Source organism: Mycobacterium sp. 1081908.1 (assembly GCF_001673535.1).
Taxonomy (GTDB): Bacteria; Actinomycetota; Actinomycetes; order Mycobacteriales; family Mycobacteriaceae; genus Mycobacterium.
This window is the reverse complement of the sequence record NZ_LZLY01000068.1, coordinates 148,741-161,111: the sequence shown is the minus strand read 5'-3', so window position 1 is coordinate 161,111 and position 12,371 is coordinate 148,741. Positions and strand designations below refer to the sequence as shown.

At 68.0% G+C, this 12,371-nt stretch carries 10 protein-coding genes and 1 tRNA gene; 6 read left to right on the top strand and 5 right to left on the bottom strand.

The annotated features are described in order from the left end of the window. The first annotated feature begins 44 nt into the window (after positions 1 to 44). A tRNA-Leu gene (locus tag A5655_RS09990) sits at positions 45 to 128 on the top strand. A gap of 57 nt (positions 129 to 185) precedes the next feature. Here A5655_RS09990 and A5655_RS27070 read toward each other — a convergent pair. Both A5655_RS27070 and A5655_RS09985 read right to left on the bottom strand, forming a co-directional pair. Beyond that, positions 186 to 422: a hypothetical protein gene (locus A5655_RS27070; protein WP_082978581.1), complete on the bottom strand. Its 237-nt coding sequence runs from the start codon at positions 420 to 422 to the stop codon at positions 186 to 188. A gap of 144 nt (positions 423 to 566) precedes the next feature. Beyond that, complete coding sequence (locus A5655_RS09985) at positions 567 to 1,478, bottom strand: NAD(P)H-binding protein (RefSeq protein ID WP_067008931.1); 912 nt, start codon at positions 1,476 to 1,478, stop codon at positions 567 to 569. Between the two features lie 273 nt (positions 1,479 to 1,751). Here A5655_RS09985 and A5655_RS09980 point away from each other — a divergent pair, with 273 nt between their 5' ends. The 5 genes from A5655_RS09980 to A5655_RS09960 all read left to right on the top strand — a co-directional run bounded on the left by A5655_RS09980 (position 1,752) and on the right by A5655_RS09960 (position 9,843). Beyond that, on the top strand, positions 1,752 to 2,879 hold the full coding sequence (locus A5655_RS09980) for a ferredoxin reductase (RefSeq protein WP_067008928.1): 1,128 nt from the start codon (positions 1,752 to 1,754) through the stop codon (positions 2,877 to 2,879). Between the two features lie 9 nt (positions 2,880 to 2,888). Beyond that, a complete protein-coding gene (locus A5655_RS09975) occupies positions 2,889 to 4,115 on the top strand; it encodes a fatty acid desaturase (RefSeq protein WP_067008924.1) in 1,227 nt (408 codons plus the stop codon). Positions 4,116 to 4,380: 265 nt separating this feature from the next. Continuing rightward, positions 4,381 to 6,948, top strand: a complete 2,568-nt coding sequence (locus tag A5655_RS09970) for an ABC transporter ATP-binding protein/permease (protein WP_067008922.1) — start codon at positions 4,381 to 4,383, stop codon at positions 6,946 to 6,948. After that, on the top strand, positions 6,945 to 8,684 hold the full coding sequence (locus A5655_RS09965) for an ABC transporter ATP-binding protein (protein WP_067009038.1): 1,740 nt from the start codon (positions 6,945 to 6,947) through the stop codon (positions 8,682 to 8,684). The genes A5655_RS09970 and A5655_RS09965 overlap by 4 nt, the downstream gene beginning before the upstream one ends. Before the next feature lie 82 nt (positions 8,685 to 8,766). Then, a complete protein-coding gene (locus A5655_RS09960) occupies positions 8,767 to 9,843 on the top strand; it encodes a phosphotransferase family protein (protein ID WP_067008920.1) in 1,077 nt (358 codons plus the stop codon). Here A5655_RS09960 and A5655_RS09955 read toward each other — a convergent pair. The 3 genes from A5655_RS09955 to A5655_RS09945 are packed head-to-tail and all read right to left on the bottom strand — an operon-like array spanning position 9,840 to position 12,305. Continuing rightward, the gene (locus tag A5655_RS09955; RefSeq protein WP_067008917.1) at positions 9,840 to 10,265 is read right to left on the bottom strand and encodes a pyridoxamine 5'-phosphate oxidase family protein; all 426 of its coding nucleotides are present in this window, start codon (positions 10,263 to 10,265) and stop codon (positions 9,840 to 9,842) included. The genes A5655_RS09960 and A5655_RS09955 overlap by 4 nt on opposite strands. Before the next feature lie 49 nt (positions 10,266 to 10,314). Then, positions 10,315 to 11,136 carry a mycofactocin-coupled SDR family oxidoreductase gene (locus A5655_RS09950; RefSeq protein WP_067008914.1) on the bottom strand — a complete coding sequence of 274 codons (822 nt, stop codon included), beginning with the start codon at positions 11,134 to 11,136 and terminating at the stop codon, positions 10,315 to 10,317. Beyond that, positions 11,133 to 12,305, bottom strand: coding sequence for an acyl-CoA dehydrogenase family protein (locus tag A5655_RS09945; RefSeq protein WP_067008911.1), 1,173 nt, complete (start codon positions 12,303 to 12,305; stop codon positions 11,133 to 11,135). Before A5655_RS09945 ends, A5655_RS09950 begins: the two co-directional genes overlap by 4 nt. Between the last annotated feature and the right edge of the window lie 66 nt (positions 12,306 to 12,371).

Genomic DNA, 12,371 nt, shown 5'->3' with positions numbered 1-12,371 from the left:
GGCCCGACGAATTCGTCGAGGCGCGCGGTACGATCGGCACCGCCGCGGGCGTGATGAAATTGGCAAACATGATGGCTTTAGGTGCCATTGCTCGGAAGAGCTTGAGGGTTCGAGTCCCTCCGCCCGCACCGATGTGGTGAACACGCTCAGCTGTTGACTGGCGTTGTCGAGCGTCGCGCGCCGCGCTATCGCTTCGCGTCACCGTCGCGCTCGTCGTCCCCGTAGGCCCAGTCCGGAAGCGGTGTATTCGGCATAGCGCCGAAAGCCTGCGCTTCGTAACCAGGTTGGCCGCTAGGCCCCTTCCATCGGGGGTCTAATCTGTTGGCGCGTGAGCGCCGAATTCCACGGGTAATCAGGGCAGCGGCGCCTGCAACGATGAATGCGAGCAGCGCGATCTTCAAAATCAGCAGCAGCACGGCCATACCCCCTTGGACTCCTTATGCGGCAGTGGCCAGCACGAGAACGCACTTCAACGCACCGATGGCAAGCGTGGCATCTTTAGCCACGTTTAACCAAAGTCTCTGTGGCGTCGAGCGAAGAGTCCGAAGTCCCTAGACAGCGAGTGATCACCCGAAAAGCTCGCGGTGCCGTTCGACGTAGCGCCGCACGGTCTCCGCGGGACGGCCGGTGATGCGCTCGACATCGTCGGTCGACCGGTTGTAGCGGTCCTCGCGGTGCAGCCGCGCCATGGTCGCGATGTGTTGCTCCACGTGCGGCGGCATTCCCAGCGCGGCGAGCTCGCGCAGCCACTCGTCGTCGGACGGCCGAACGCCGGTGACGGGGCGGTCTAGGGCCTGAGAGTACTGCTCGGCGATTTCGTCGACGGAAAGTGTTGCGGGGCCGGTCAATTCGTAGACCGCACCGAGGTGATCCGGCGGCGCCAGCAGCACCGCGGTGATGACGTCGGCGACGTCGGCGGCGGCGACGGGTGAGGTGCGCCCGCTTCCGAAAGGCAGCGACAGTTGGCCGGTTTCCCGGATCGAGCGGGCCGCCAACATCCCGAAGAGCGGGTTCTCCAGCAGGACGGTCGGCCGGATGTGCACGGCCGGGACGCCCGACCAGTTGATGACGCGCTCGGCGAGCCAATGCAGGCGTTGGTGCTTGGATTCCTCGGTGCTGGTGGCGGTCATCTGCGAGACCGTCATCTGCGACATGTTGACCAACACTTCCAGGCCGCCGAGCTCTTGCGCCGCGACGCACACCACCGTGGTGGCCTGCAGGTAATCGGGCGAGACGCTCATGTTGAAGAACATCCGGGTGATGCCCGACATCGCCGCGAAGACGTCGACCGGGTTCGTCAGGTCCCCGGCGATCACCTCGGCGCCCTGGGCGCGCAGCGCGTCGGCGCGCGCGTCGTCGCGGTGCACCATCGCGCGGACGGCGGCGCCCCGGCCGAGCAGCCGGGTCACCACCTGCGGACTCATGCCGGCCACCCCGCCGCCGGCGCCCGTGATGAGGTAGGTGGGTGGCTCTGCCATGAAAACACCTTTGTCTCAACGGATTTGGAGCTGATCGTAACCCCGTAAGAGGGCTTACGCGTGTTCACAAATTGGTCCTGTGTTCAACAGCCCGCAGACCCGTACGCGGCAGCTTGAATGTGCAGTACAACGCCGTTTTCGAGATATATCCGGAAGCGACGGCTATTCAAGTCAGCGAACATGTGTTTATCGAACGCGGCGGGCGGGAAGCCGATGGGGAAGCGTGAGCCAACCGGCCCACGTGAAACCCCGATCAGACCGCTGGAATGACTTATGGCTTCTCCGCTTCGTAGCCTCACTCGTTGGAGCACCGCGCCCGCCAAAGGCGTGCAGACCGCCAGATCCTGGGTCAATGTGTTGCGTGGGCTGGCCGCCCGCGCGACCACCCCGTTATTGCCCGACGATTACCTCAAGCTGCTCAACCCACTGTGGTCGGCGCGGGAGTTGCGCGGCCAGATCGTCGACGTGCGCCCTGAAACCGCCGACTCGGCGACCGTCACGATCAAGCCCGGTTGGGGGTTTTCGGGACGCTACGAGCCGGGCCAGTACGTCGGCATCGGCCTGCGGATCGACGGCCGATGGCACTGGCGCTCCTACTCGTTGACGTCGGTCCCTCGCCGCGACAGCAAGAACATCACCATTACCGTCAAGGCCACCCCCGAGGGCTTTCTGTCGACCCACCTTGTCAACGGCGTCAAACCCGGCACCGTCGTGCGGCTCCAGTCCCCCAAGGGAGACTTCGCGCTGCCCGACCCGCCGCCGGCGAAGATCCTGTTCATCACCGCGGGCAGCGGGATCACCCCGGTGATGGCGATGCTGCGCACCCTCAAGTCCCGCGGCCAACAGTCGGACATCGTGCACATCCACTCGGCGCCCAGGGCGGACGACGTGATATTCCACGACGAGCTGCGCGAGTTGGAAAAGACTCAGCCCGGGTATCGACTTCACCTGCAGCTCACCGAAACTCACGGCCACCTCGATTTCGCACACCTGGCCGATATCGTCGGCGACTGGACGCAGCGCCCGGCCTGGGTATGCGGTCCGTCCGCGCTACTGGACTCTGCCGAAGAGGCATGGAAAGAGGCGGGTTGTGGCGATCAGCTGCACATGGAGCGCTTCACCATCGCCGCCACGGACAAGGGCGGCGAAGGCGGAACGGTCACCTTTGCCATATCCGACAAGACCGTCGAAATCGACGGTGCCACATCGATTATGGAGGCCGGCGAACAGGTTGGTATCCAGATGCCGTTCGGGTGCCGGATGGGAATCTGCCAGACGTGCGTGCTGCCGCTGGAATCAGGGCACGTGCGCGACTTCCGGTCGGGGACCGAACACGGCGCGGGCGACCGCATCCAAACCTGCATCTCCACGGCATCCGGAGACTGCACGATCAAGATCTAGGGGAAACCGATGGCAATCACCGATATCAAGGAATACGCGCACCTGACCACCGAGGACATCGAGCAACTCGCGCACGAGCTGGACGCCATCCGCGCCGACATCGAGGAGTCCCGCGGTGAGCGCGACGCCCGCTACATTCGCCGGTCCATTCAGCTGCAGCGCGGGTTGGCCGCCGGCGGGCGAATTGCGTTGTTGGCCAGCCACAACAAGCTGGCATGGGTCTCCGGCACCGCAATGCTCGCCATGGCGAAAATCATCGAGAACATGGAGCTGGGCCACAACATCATTCACGGGCAGTGGGACTGGATGAATGATCCGGAGATCCACTCGACGGAATGGGAGTGGGACACCACCTGCCCGAGCGTGCAGTGGAAGCGCTCCCACAACTTCGTCCACCACAAGTACACGAACGTCGTCGGCCTCGACGCCGACGTGGGCTACGGCATCATGCGTGTCACCCGCGACGAGCCGTGGGAACCCTGGATGCTCGGCAACCCGATCTACAACATGCTGCTGGGCACGTTCTTCCAGTACGGCGTCGCGTTGCACCACATCGAATCGGCGAAGCTGCGCAAGAAGGAAAAGAGCTGGGCCGAGGCGGCGAAGGATCTGCGGGTGATCATGAAGAAACTCGTCAGGCAGGAGGGCAAGGACTACCTGATCTTCCCCGCGCTGAGCGGGCGCAACTGGAAGCGCACCATCAAGGCCAATATGACCGCCAACCTGATCCGCAACATCTGGGCGTACATGGTGATCTTCTGCGGCCACTTTCCCGACGGCGCGGAAAAGTTCACCGTCGAGGAGTTCGAGAACGAAACCCAGGGCGAGTGGTACCTGCGCCAGATGCTCGGATCGGCGAACTTCAACGCCGGACCGCTGATGGCCTTCGTCAGCGGCAACCTGTGCTACCAGATCGAGCACCATCTTTTCCCGGACCTGCCGAGCAACCGCTACGCGGAGATCGCCGTGCGGGTGCGCGAGCTGTGTGACAAGTACGACCTGCCGTACACCACGGGATCCCTTGGCCGCCAATACCTGCAGACGTTCTGGACGATCCTCAAACTCGCCCTGCCAGACAAACTCCTCCAGGCGACGCCCGATGATGCCCGCGAGACGCGTTCGGAACTGAAGTTCCGCGTCCGCGAGGGGCTGCGGGAAAGCTTCGTCGATCCCGGGACGGGCAAACGGTGCGGCCTGCGCACCGCACTGCGCGAGTTGCGGGGGGCCGCTGCTTAGCCGACACATCGACCGAGGCTCGCCCAGATCCACGCCACCGCGAAAAAGTTCGAGGAGGGGCGACGGTTTCGTCGATCTCGACGCGCGAAGAGGGCGCGAGCGGGTGACATAGCCGAGGCGACTCGGGTTGACCTTTGGTAAGGCAACCCTTAGTTTGTGGGTAACTTACCTACTCGGAGGGTCGCTGAATGCACTCGGTTGCGTCACGTCGGGGCGGCCGGCCGCCGCTGAGCGCTGAGACAGAGGTCGTCAGGGCGGACCGCTGATGGCGCGCGGCCTCCAGGGGGTGATGCTGCGCAGTTTCGGCGCCCGCGACCATATCGCGACCGTCGTCGAAACCGTCCGCGTCGCACCGCATTTCGTGCGGGTGCGGATGCAGTCGCCCACGCTGTTCGAGGAGGTGGAGGCCGAACCCGCGGCGTGGCTGCGGTTCTGGTTCCCCGACCCCGACGGATCGAGCACCGAGTTCCAGCGGGCGTACACGATCTCAGAGGCGGACGTCGCCGCCGGCCGCTTCGCCGTCGACGTCGTCCTGCACGAGCCGGCGGGACCGGCGTCGGTGTGGGCGCGAACCGTGCAACCCGGCGCGACGATCGCCGTGATGTCGCTGATGGGCTCGTCGCGCTTCGACGCGCCCGACGAGCAGCCCGCCGGCTACCTGCTGATCGGGGACTCCGCATCGATCCCCGGGATCAACGGGATCGTGGGGACCGTCCCCGCCGACGTCCCGATCGAGGTGTACCTCGAGCAGCACGACGACAACGACACGTTGATCCCGCTCGCGAAACACCCCCGGCTGCGGGTGCATTGGGTGCCGCGCCGTGACGAGAAGTCGCTGGCCGCGGCGATCGAGAGCCGGGACTGGTCGAACTGGTACGCGTGGGCCACACCCGAGGCGACGACGCTCAAGCACGTCCGGACGCGGCTGCGCGACGAGTTCGGGTTTCCCAAGTCCGAGATTCACGCCCAGGCCTACTGGAGCGCCGGGCGGGCGATGGGCACCAGCCGCGGCGACGAGCTGGAAACCGTTGTGCCACAACCGGAACCAGCGCCACTGGCGCTCAAGCCGGCGCCGCGCGGCAGCTGGCGCGCCCAGGGCGCGGGCCGGTTGCTGGCGCCGCTGCGGCCGGCGCTGATCGTTTCCGGCGCGCTGCAGGCGGTGATCACGCTGGTGCAGCTGGCGCCGTTCGTGCTCCTGGGCGAGTTGGCGCGGTTGCTGGTATCCGGCGCCGGGGAGCAGCGGCTGTGGACGCTGGGCATCGCGGCGGTCTCGCTGCTGGGGCTCGGCACCGTGCTCGGCGCCGCGCTCACGCTGTGGCTGCACGTCCTCGACGCCCGCTTCGCCGGCGACCTGCGCTCACGGCTGTTGACGAAGTTGTCCCGGGTGCCGCTGGGCTGGTTCACCGCCCGCGGATCGGGGCCGATCAAGCAGCTGGTGCAGGACGACACGCTGGCGTTGCACTACCTGGTCACCCACGCCATCCCCGACGCGGTCGCCGCCGTCGTCGCGCCGGTGGCGGTGCTGGTCTATCTCTTCGCCGTCGACTGGCGGGTGGCGCTGGTCCTGTTCGTGCCCGTCCTGTTCTATCTGGTGCTGACGTCGTCGATCACGATCCAGTCCGGGCCCCGCATCCCGCAGTCGCAGCGCTGGGCGGAGCGGATGAGCGGGGAGGCCGGCGCGTATCTCGAAGGGCAGCCGGTCATTCGCGTCTTCGGCGGTGCCGCGGCCTCCAGCTTTCGGCGCCGCCTCGACGAGTACGTCGGGTTCCTGGTGGCCTGGCAGCGTCCGCTCGCCGGCAAGAAGACGCTGATGGATCTGGCGACCCGTCCCTCGACGTTCCTGTGGCTCATCGCGGCGACCGGCACCCTGCTCATTGCGGGCGGGCGGATGGATCCGGTCGACCTGTTGCCGTTCTTGTTGCTGGGCACCACCTTCGGTGCACGGCTGCTCGGCATCGCCTACGGCCTCGGTGGCATCCGCGCCGGAATGCTGGCCGCCCGGCGCCTGCAGAACGCCCTCGACGAACCCGAACTCGCCGTGCGAGAGCAGGAAGCGCCCCAGAGCGACTCGCCGGCGACCGTGGTGTTCGATCGCGTCGGCTTCGGCTATCGCCCCGGCGTTCCGGTGATCCGGGACGTGTCGCTGATGCTGCGGCCCGGCACGGTCACCGCGCTGGTTGGCCCGTCGGGCTCGGGGAAGTCGACGCTGGCCGCGCTGCTGGCCCGATTCCACGACGTCGAGCAGGGCGCGATACGCGTTGGCGGACAGGATATTCGGTCGCTGACCGCCGACGAACTTTACACGCGAGTCGGCTTCGTCCTGCAGGAAACCCAGCTCGTGCACGGGACCGTGGCGCAGAACATCGCGCTGGCCGTCCCCGATGCCACCGCCGCGCAGATCGAGGCCGCGGCACGCGAGGCCCAAATTCACGACCGCATCCTGCGACTGCCGCAGGGCTACGACACCGTGCTGGGTGCGGGCAGCGGGCTGTCGGGCGGGGAACGCCAACGGCTCACCATCGCGCGCGCCATCCTCGCCGACACCCCGGTGCTGATCCTCGACGAGGCCACGGCATTCGCGGACCCGGAATCGGAATACCTTGTGCAGCAAGCCCTCAACCGGCTCACCCGGGAGCGGACGGTGCTGGTGATCGCCCACCGCCTGCACACCATCACCCGAGCCGACCAGATCGTCGTGCTCGACGAGGGCCGGATCGCCGAACGCGGCACCCACGACGAGTTGCTCGCCGCCGACGGACGCTACCGCCGACTGTGGGACACCGGCCACGGCGAAGCGGTGCCCGCGGCGGCGTCCCGGGAGGCGGCGCGATGATCCGCACCTGGATCGCGCTGGTGCCGAAAGAGCGCCGCGGCAAGGTGTTTTCCTACACCGCGCTCGCGCTGACCTCGGTGGTGATCCGGGCGGCGGGCACGGTGCTGCTGGTCCCGTTGGTGGGCGCGCTGTTCGGCGGCGAACCGCACCGCGCGCTGATGTGGCTGGGCTGGCTCACCGCCGCGACCGTGACCGGTTGGGTGATCGACACCGCAACCGCGCGCGTCGGCCTGGACCTTGGTTTCGCCGTGCTCGACCACAGCCAGCACGACCTGGCGGACCGGCTTCCGGACGTCCGGCTGGAATGGTTCACCGCCGAAAACACCGCGACCGCGCGGCAGGCCATCGCCGCGACGGGCCCGGAACTCGTGGGTCTGGTGGTCAACCTGCTGACGCCGCTGGTCACGGCGATCCTGCTGCCGGCGGCGATCGCGCTGGCGTTGCTGCCGGTTTCCTGGCAGCTCGGCGCCGCCGCGCTGGGCGGCGTGCCGTTGTTGCTGGGCGCGTTGTGGGGCTCTGCGCGGCTGGCGCGCCGCGCCGACACCGCGGCCGCCGCGGCCAACACCGCGCTCACCGAACGGATCATCGAATTCGCCCGAACCCAGCAGGCGCTGCGGGCCGCGCGGCGCGCGGAGCCCGCCCGTAGCCTGGTCGGCGAGGCGCTGGCCGCACAACGCGGGGCGACGGTGCGGCTGCTGTCCATGCAGGTTCCCGGCCAGCTGCTGTTCAGCCTGGCCAGCCAGGTGGCGCTCATCCTGCTGGCCGGTACGACGACGGCGCTGGCGGTCAACGGGACCCTCAGCGTGCCCGAGGCCATCGCGCTGATCGTGGTGATCGCCCGCTACCTCGAGCCGTTCACCACCATCAGCGAGCTGGCCCCGGCGCTCGAGAGCACCCGCGCCACGCTGGACCGCATCCGATCCGTGCTCACCGCGCCGGTCATGGCAGCCGGGGCCGCCACGCTGCCCGGGCACGCCTCGGCCCCGCGAATCGAGTTCGACGACGTCGCCTTCGCCTACGACGGATCGAGCGCGCCGGCGCTCGACGGCCTGAGCTTCTCGTTGCGGCCGGGCACCACGACGGCGATCGTCGGGCCGTCGGGCTCGGGCAAGAGCACCATCCTGGCGCTGATCGCCGGGCTGCACGCGCCGACGCGGGGCCGCGTGCTCATCGACGGCGTGGACGCCGCGACCCTGGACGCCGAGGCGCGCCGCGCGGCCAGCAGCGTCGTGTTCCAACACCCCTACCTGTTCCACGGCACCATTCGCGAGAACGTCCTGGCCGGGAACCCGTCCGCCGGCGACGAGCAATTCGCGCGCGCCGTCGCGCTGGCGCGCGTCGACGAACTCACCGGCCGGCTGCCCGATGGCGCCGAAACGGTCGTCGGAGAGGCGGGGTCGGCGCTCTCCGGCGGCGAACGGCAGCGCGTGAGCATCGCGCGCGCCCTGCTTAAGGACGCGCCGTTGCTGCTGGTCGACGAGGCGACCAGCGCCCTGGACACCGAAAACGAGGCCGCGGTCGTCGACGCGCTGAGCGCCGACCGGAATGCGCGCACCCGGGTGATCGTCGCGCACCGACTGGCGAGCATTCGACACGCCGACCGGGTCCTGTTCGTCGACAACGGCCGAATAATCGAGGACGGCACGGTCGACGAACTGCTCACCGCGGGCGGACGTTTCGAGGAATTCTGGCACCAGCAGCGCGAGGCGGCGGAGTGGCACGTCGGCGCCGATTAGGACACGGCGGTTGACCGCCGCTGTTGCCGTATGCCTTACAGTTGATCGGTCAGTTGACGGTCGGACCGCTGGAGGCCTGCTCATGAGCGCTGTGGTGTCGATTCCGCGGTACCCCGGCGACGTGACCGCCGAATGGTTGTCGGGCGTGCTCAGCGAACGCCGCGCGCCCGTCGAGGTATCCGGCGTCGACGTCGTCGCCATCGGCACCGGCCAGACCGGCGCGACCTACCGGGTGACGGCCAGTTATGCGGCGGATCCCGGTGACCTGCCGCGGACCTTCGTGATCAAGCTGCCGGCCCAGGACGACACCGTGCGCGACAGGGTTGTCATCGGCTATCGCAGCGAATGCGCGTTCTACTCGTCCGTGGCCGATCGGGTGCAGGTGCCGACGCCGGAGTGCTATTACTGCGAGATCACCGAGGACGCAATGGATTTCGCTCTGCTACTCGCCGATCAGGCGCCGGCGGTGCAGGGCGATCAGCTCGCCGGCTGCGGCGAACCCGAAGCGCGCCTTGCGGTTACCGCCCTGGCCGGCCTGCACGCGCCCACCTGGTGCGATCCGGTCTGGCTGGATTTTCAAGGCATCGGGTTCGGCCGGCCGGACGAAGCGGGCGCCAACGGCATGGGCGAGGTGGCGAAGATGAGCGCCGATATCACCCTCGAGAAGCTGGGCGGTCGGATGAGCTCCGAAGACCGGGACACCTTCAGCGCGGCAATGGGGTTGGTGGCGCCATGGCTACTGACCGAGTACGACCGGTTCGCCTTGCTGCATGGGGACTATCGGCTGGACAACATGCTGTTCGATCCCGACCGGACGCGGGTCAGCGTGGTCGACTGGCAGACGCTCGGCGTGGGCCTGCCGGCCAGGGATCTGGCCTATTTCACCGCGACAAGCCTGAATTCGCAGCTGCGCGCGAGCATCGAGGAAGACCTCGTCGCCGACTACCACCGGGCGCTGACGGGCGGCGGGGTCACCGGCTACGACCGCGAAACATGCTGGCGCGACTACCGTCTCGGCGTGCTGCAGGCGCCGCTGATCTCGGCGCTCGGGTTTGCCTTCGCCGCCGCCACCGAGCGCGGCGACGACATGGTGCTGGCCATGCTGACCCGCGGCTGTCGGGCCATCCGCGAGCTGGGGACGCTGGAGCTGCTCGCCTAGAGGTCGCCGGTGAAGTCGGCGGACAACCACTTGTCCGGCCGGATGGTGAAGAGCACCTCCTCGACGCCCTCCATGCTGCGGACGAACGCACGCCCGCCTTCCTCGCCGAGGTAACGGATGGCGATGGCTTCCTGCACGTCCGCGGGGGCGGGCGTGGTCGTGTCGACGACGGTGCCCTCGACTACCACGTATTGATACGGCGGCTCCTCGCGCTGGACCACCAGCGTCACCGCGCCCGCGCGCTCGATCAGCTTGGCCTTGCGGCTGGAGGTCCCGGTCATGATCCGGATGTCGCCGCCGGGCGTGTAGTCGTACCAGATCGGAACGCTGGCCGGCGGCCGCCCGTCGGCGGCGACGGACAGGACACCGACGTGCTTATCGCTGAGGAACTCCTGACGCTCGGTTTCGGTGAAAGCTTTCATGCCGGCTACCAACGCGCGTCCGTGCGGGCTATTCCCACCCGAAGGCCGATCAGTACTGTGTCGAACCCTGGTCCACCGGGATCTGGGCGGCGGTGATGTTACGCGATTCGTCGCTGGCCAGCCAACACACGGCGTCGGCAACGTCTTCCGGCTCGGCGGCCCAGCTGGGCAGGAACGGCGTGAGCATGTTGGACAGCTGCGGGTTGGTTTCCATGGCCTTGCCCATCGCGGCGATCATGTCGCCGGATCCCATCGGGGTGTTCACCGGACCCGGGTGCACGCTGTTGACCCGGATCGAATGCTTGCCCAACTCGGCGGCGAAGGCGCGCGCCATCCCGGCGACGGCATGCTTGCTGGTGGTGTAGTGCACCATGAACGGCTGCATTTTCATGCCGGCCGCGGAACTGATCAGGATGATCGAGCCGCCACGGCCCCCCTCGATGATCTTCTCGGCGCCCGCCATCACGGTGTTCCAGGTGCCGGTCACGTTGATCTCCATGACGTCGCGGAACGATTCGGGGGTGATGTCGTTCCACGCCTGCGGGGCCGATATGCCGGCGTTGGCGACGATGATGTCGAGACGCCCGAAGGCGGAGACACCGTCCTCGACCACCCGGCGAAGTTCGTCGAAGTCACGAACGTCCGTGGCGGTGGCCAGGATTCGGCGGTCCGTCTTTTCGACCAGGCGCACCGTTTCGGCGAGGTCGTCGGGAGTGGCGGAATCGTAGGGGACGCAGGACGGAAGCTTGCCGGCGATGTCGACGGCGATGATGTCGGCGCCCTCCTGGGCCATGCGAACGGCGTGGGCGCGGCCCTGGCCGCGCGCCGCCCCGGTGATGAGGGCCACCCGTCCCGCCAACCTGCCGCTCATCGCTGCGCCGCCTTGACCAGGTTCGAACCGATGATCAGGCGCTGGATCTCGCTGGTGCCCTCGTAGAGCCGCAGCAGGCGCACGTCGCGATAGATGCGTTCGACGGGAACGCCGTGCATGTAGCCGCTGCCGCCGTGCACCTGCACCGCGAGATCGGCCACCTTGCCGGCCATTTCGGTGCAGAACAGCTTGGCCGCCGACGGCGCGATCCGGCGGTCTTGGTTGGTGACCCACAGCCGCGCGGCGTCGCGGACCAGCGCGCGCCCGGCCAGCACGCCGGTCTGCTGGTCGGCGAGCATCGCCTGCACCAGCTGAAAGCTCCCGATCGGCGTCCCGCCCTGCGTCGCCGTGGCGGCATACGCCACGGATTCGTCGAGCGCGCGTTGCGCGGCGCCGACCGCCAGGGCGGCGATGTGAACGCGCCCGCGCGCCAACGATGTCATCGCGGCCCGGTAGCCGATGTCCTCGCTGCCGCCGATCAGCGCGTCGTTGCCGACGCGGACGTCGCTGAAGCTGACGTCGGCGGTCCAGGCACCCTCCTGGCCCATCTTCGCGTCCTTGGCGCCCACCTGGACGCCGGCGGAGTCCGCGGGGACCAGGAAGACGGCGATGCCGGGGCCCTGGTCATCGGCGGGTCTGGTGCGCGCGAACACCACGAACAGGTCGGCGACGGGCGCGTTGGTGATGAATCGCTTGTCACCGGAGATCACCCAGTCATCGCCGTCGCGAACGGCTTTGGTGCGCAGGCCGGCCGGGTTCGAACCGGCGCCGGGCTCCGTCAGCGCGAAGGACGCGACGACGTCGCCGGAGGCCATCGCCTCCAGCCAGCGCCCCTTCTGTTCGTCGGTGCCGAAGCCGACGAGAACCTGTCCCGCGATGCCATTGTTGGTGCCGAACATCGACCGCACGGCGAGCGAGGTATAGCCCAATTCCATTGCCAGCTCGACGTCTTGGATGAGGTTGAGGCCCAGGCCGCCCCACTGCTGGGGGATCGCATAGCCGAACAGGCCCATCTTTTTGGCCTGGTCGCGCAGATCGTCCGGCACCCGGTCGTCGTCGAGGATTTCCTGCTCGCGCGGGACGACGGCGGTGCGGACGAAGTGCCGGGTCTGGGCAAGGATCTCCCGGAAGTCCTCGTCGGGTACTTCCTGGACTTCGGCAGTCGTCATAGGCGGGCGCTCCTCTTTGGACGTTGTCGCTTGGCCGCGGCGCACCCAGCGCCGAGCGCGATCCTA

What these genes read in the sequence shown, in the direction of transcription:
- A5655_RS27070 (WP_082978581.1), bottom strand. Translation starts at nt 422, where the DNA reads ATGGCCGTGCTGCTGCTGATTTTGAAGATCGCGCTGCTCGCATTCATC.
- A5655_RS09985 (WP_067008931.1), bottom strand. Translation starts at nt 1,478, where the DNA reads ATGGCAGAGCCACCCACCTACCTCATCACGGGCGCCGGCGGCGGGGTG.
- A5655_RS09980 (WP_067008928.1), top strand. Translation starts at nt 1,752, where the DNA reads ATGGCTTCTCCGCTTCGTAGCCTCACTCGTTGGAGCACCGCGCCCGCC.
- A5655_RS09975 (WP_067008924.1), top strand. Translation starts at nt 2,889, where the DNA reads ATGGCAATCACCGATATCAAGGAATACGCGCACCTGACCACCGAGGAC.
- A5655_RS09970 (WP_067008922.1), top strand. Translation starts at nt 4,381, where the DNA reads ATGGCGCGCGGCCTCCAGGGGGTGATGCTGCGCAGTTTCGGCGCCCGC.
- A5655_RS09965 (WP_067009038.1), top strand. Translation starts at nt 6,945, where the DNA reads ATGATCCGCACCTGGATCGCGCTGGTGCCGAAAGAGCGCCGCGGCAAG.
- A5655_RS09960 (WP_067008920.1), top strand. Translation starts at nt 8,767, where the DNA reads ATGAGCGCTGTGGTGTCGATTCCGCGGTACCCCGGCGACGTGACCGCC.
- A5655_RS09955 (WP_067008917.1), bottom strand. Translation starts at nt 10,265, where the DNA reads ATGAAAGCTTTCACCGAAACCGAGCGTCAGGAGTTCCTCAGCGATAAG.
- A5655_RS09950 (WP_067008914.1), bottom strand. Translation starts at nt 11,136, where the DNA reads ATGAGCGGCAGGTTGGCGGGACGGGTGGCCCTCATCACCGGGGCGGCG.
- A5655_RS09945 (WP_067008911.1), bottom strand. Translation starts at nt 12,305, where the DNA reads ATGACGACTGCCGAAGTCCAGGAAGTACCCGACGAGGACTTCCGGGAG.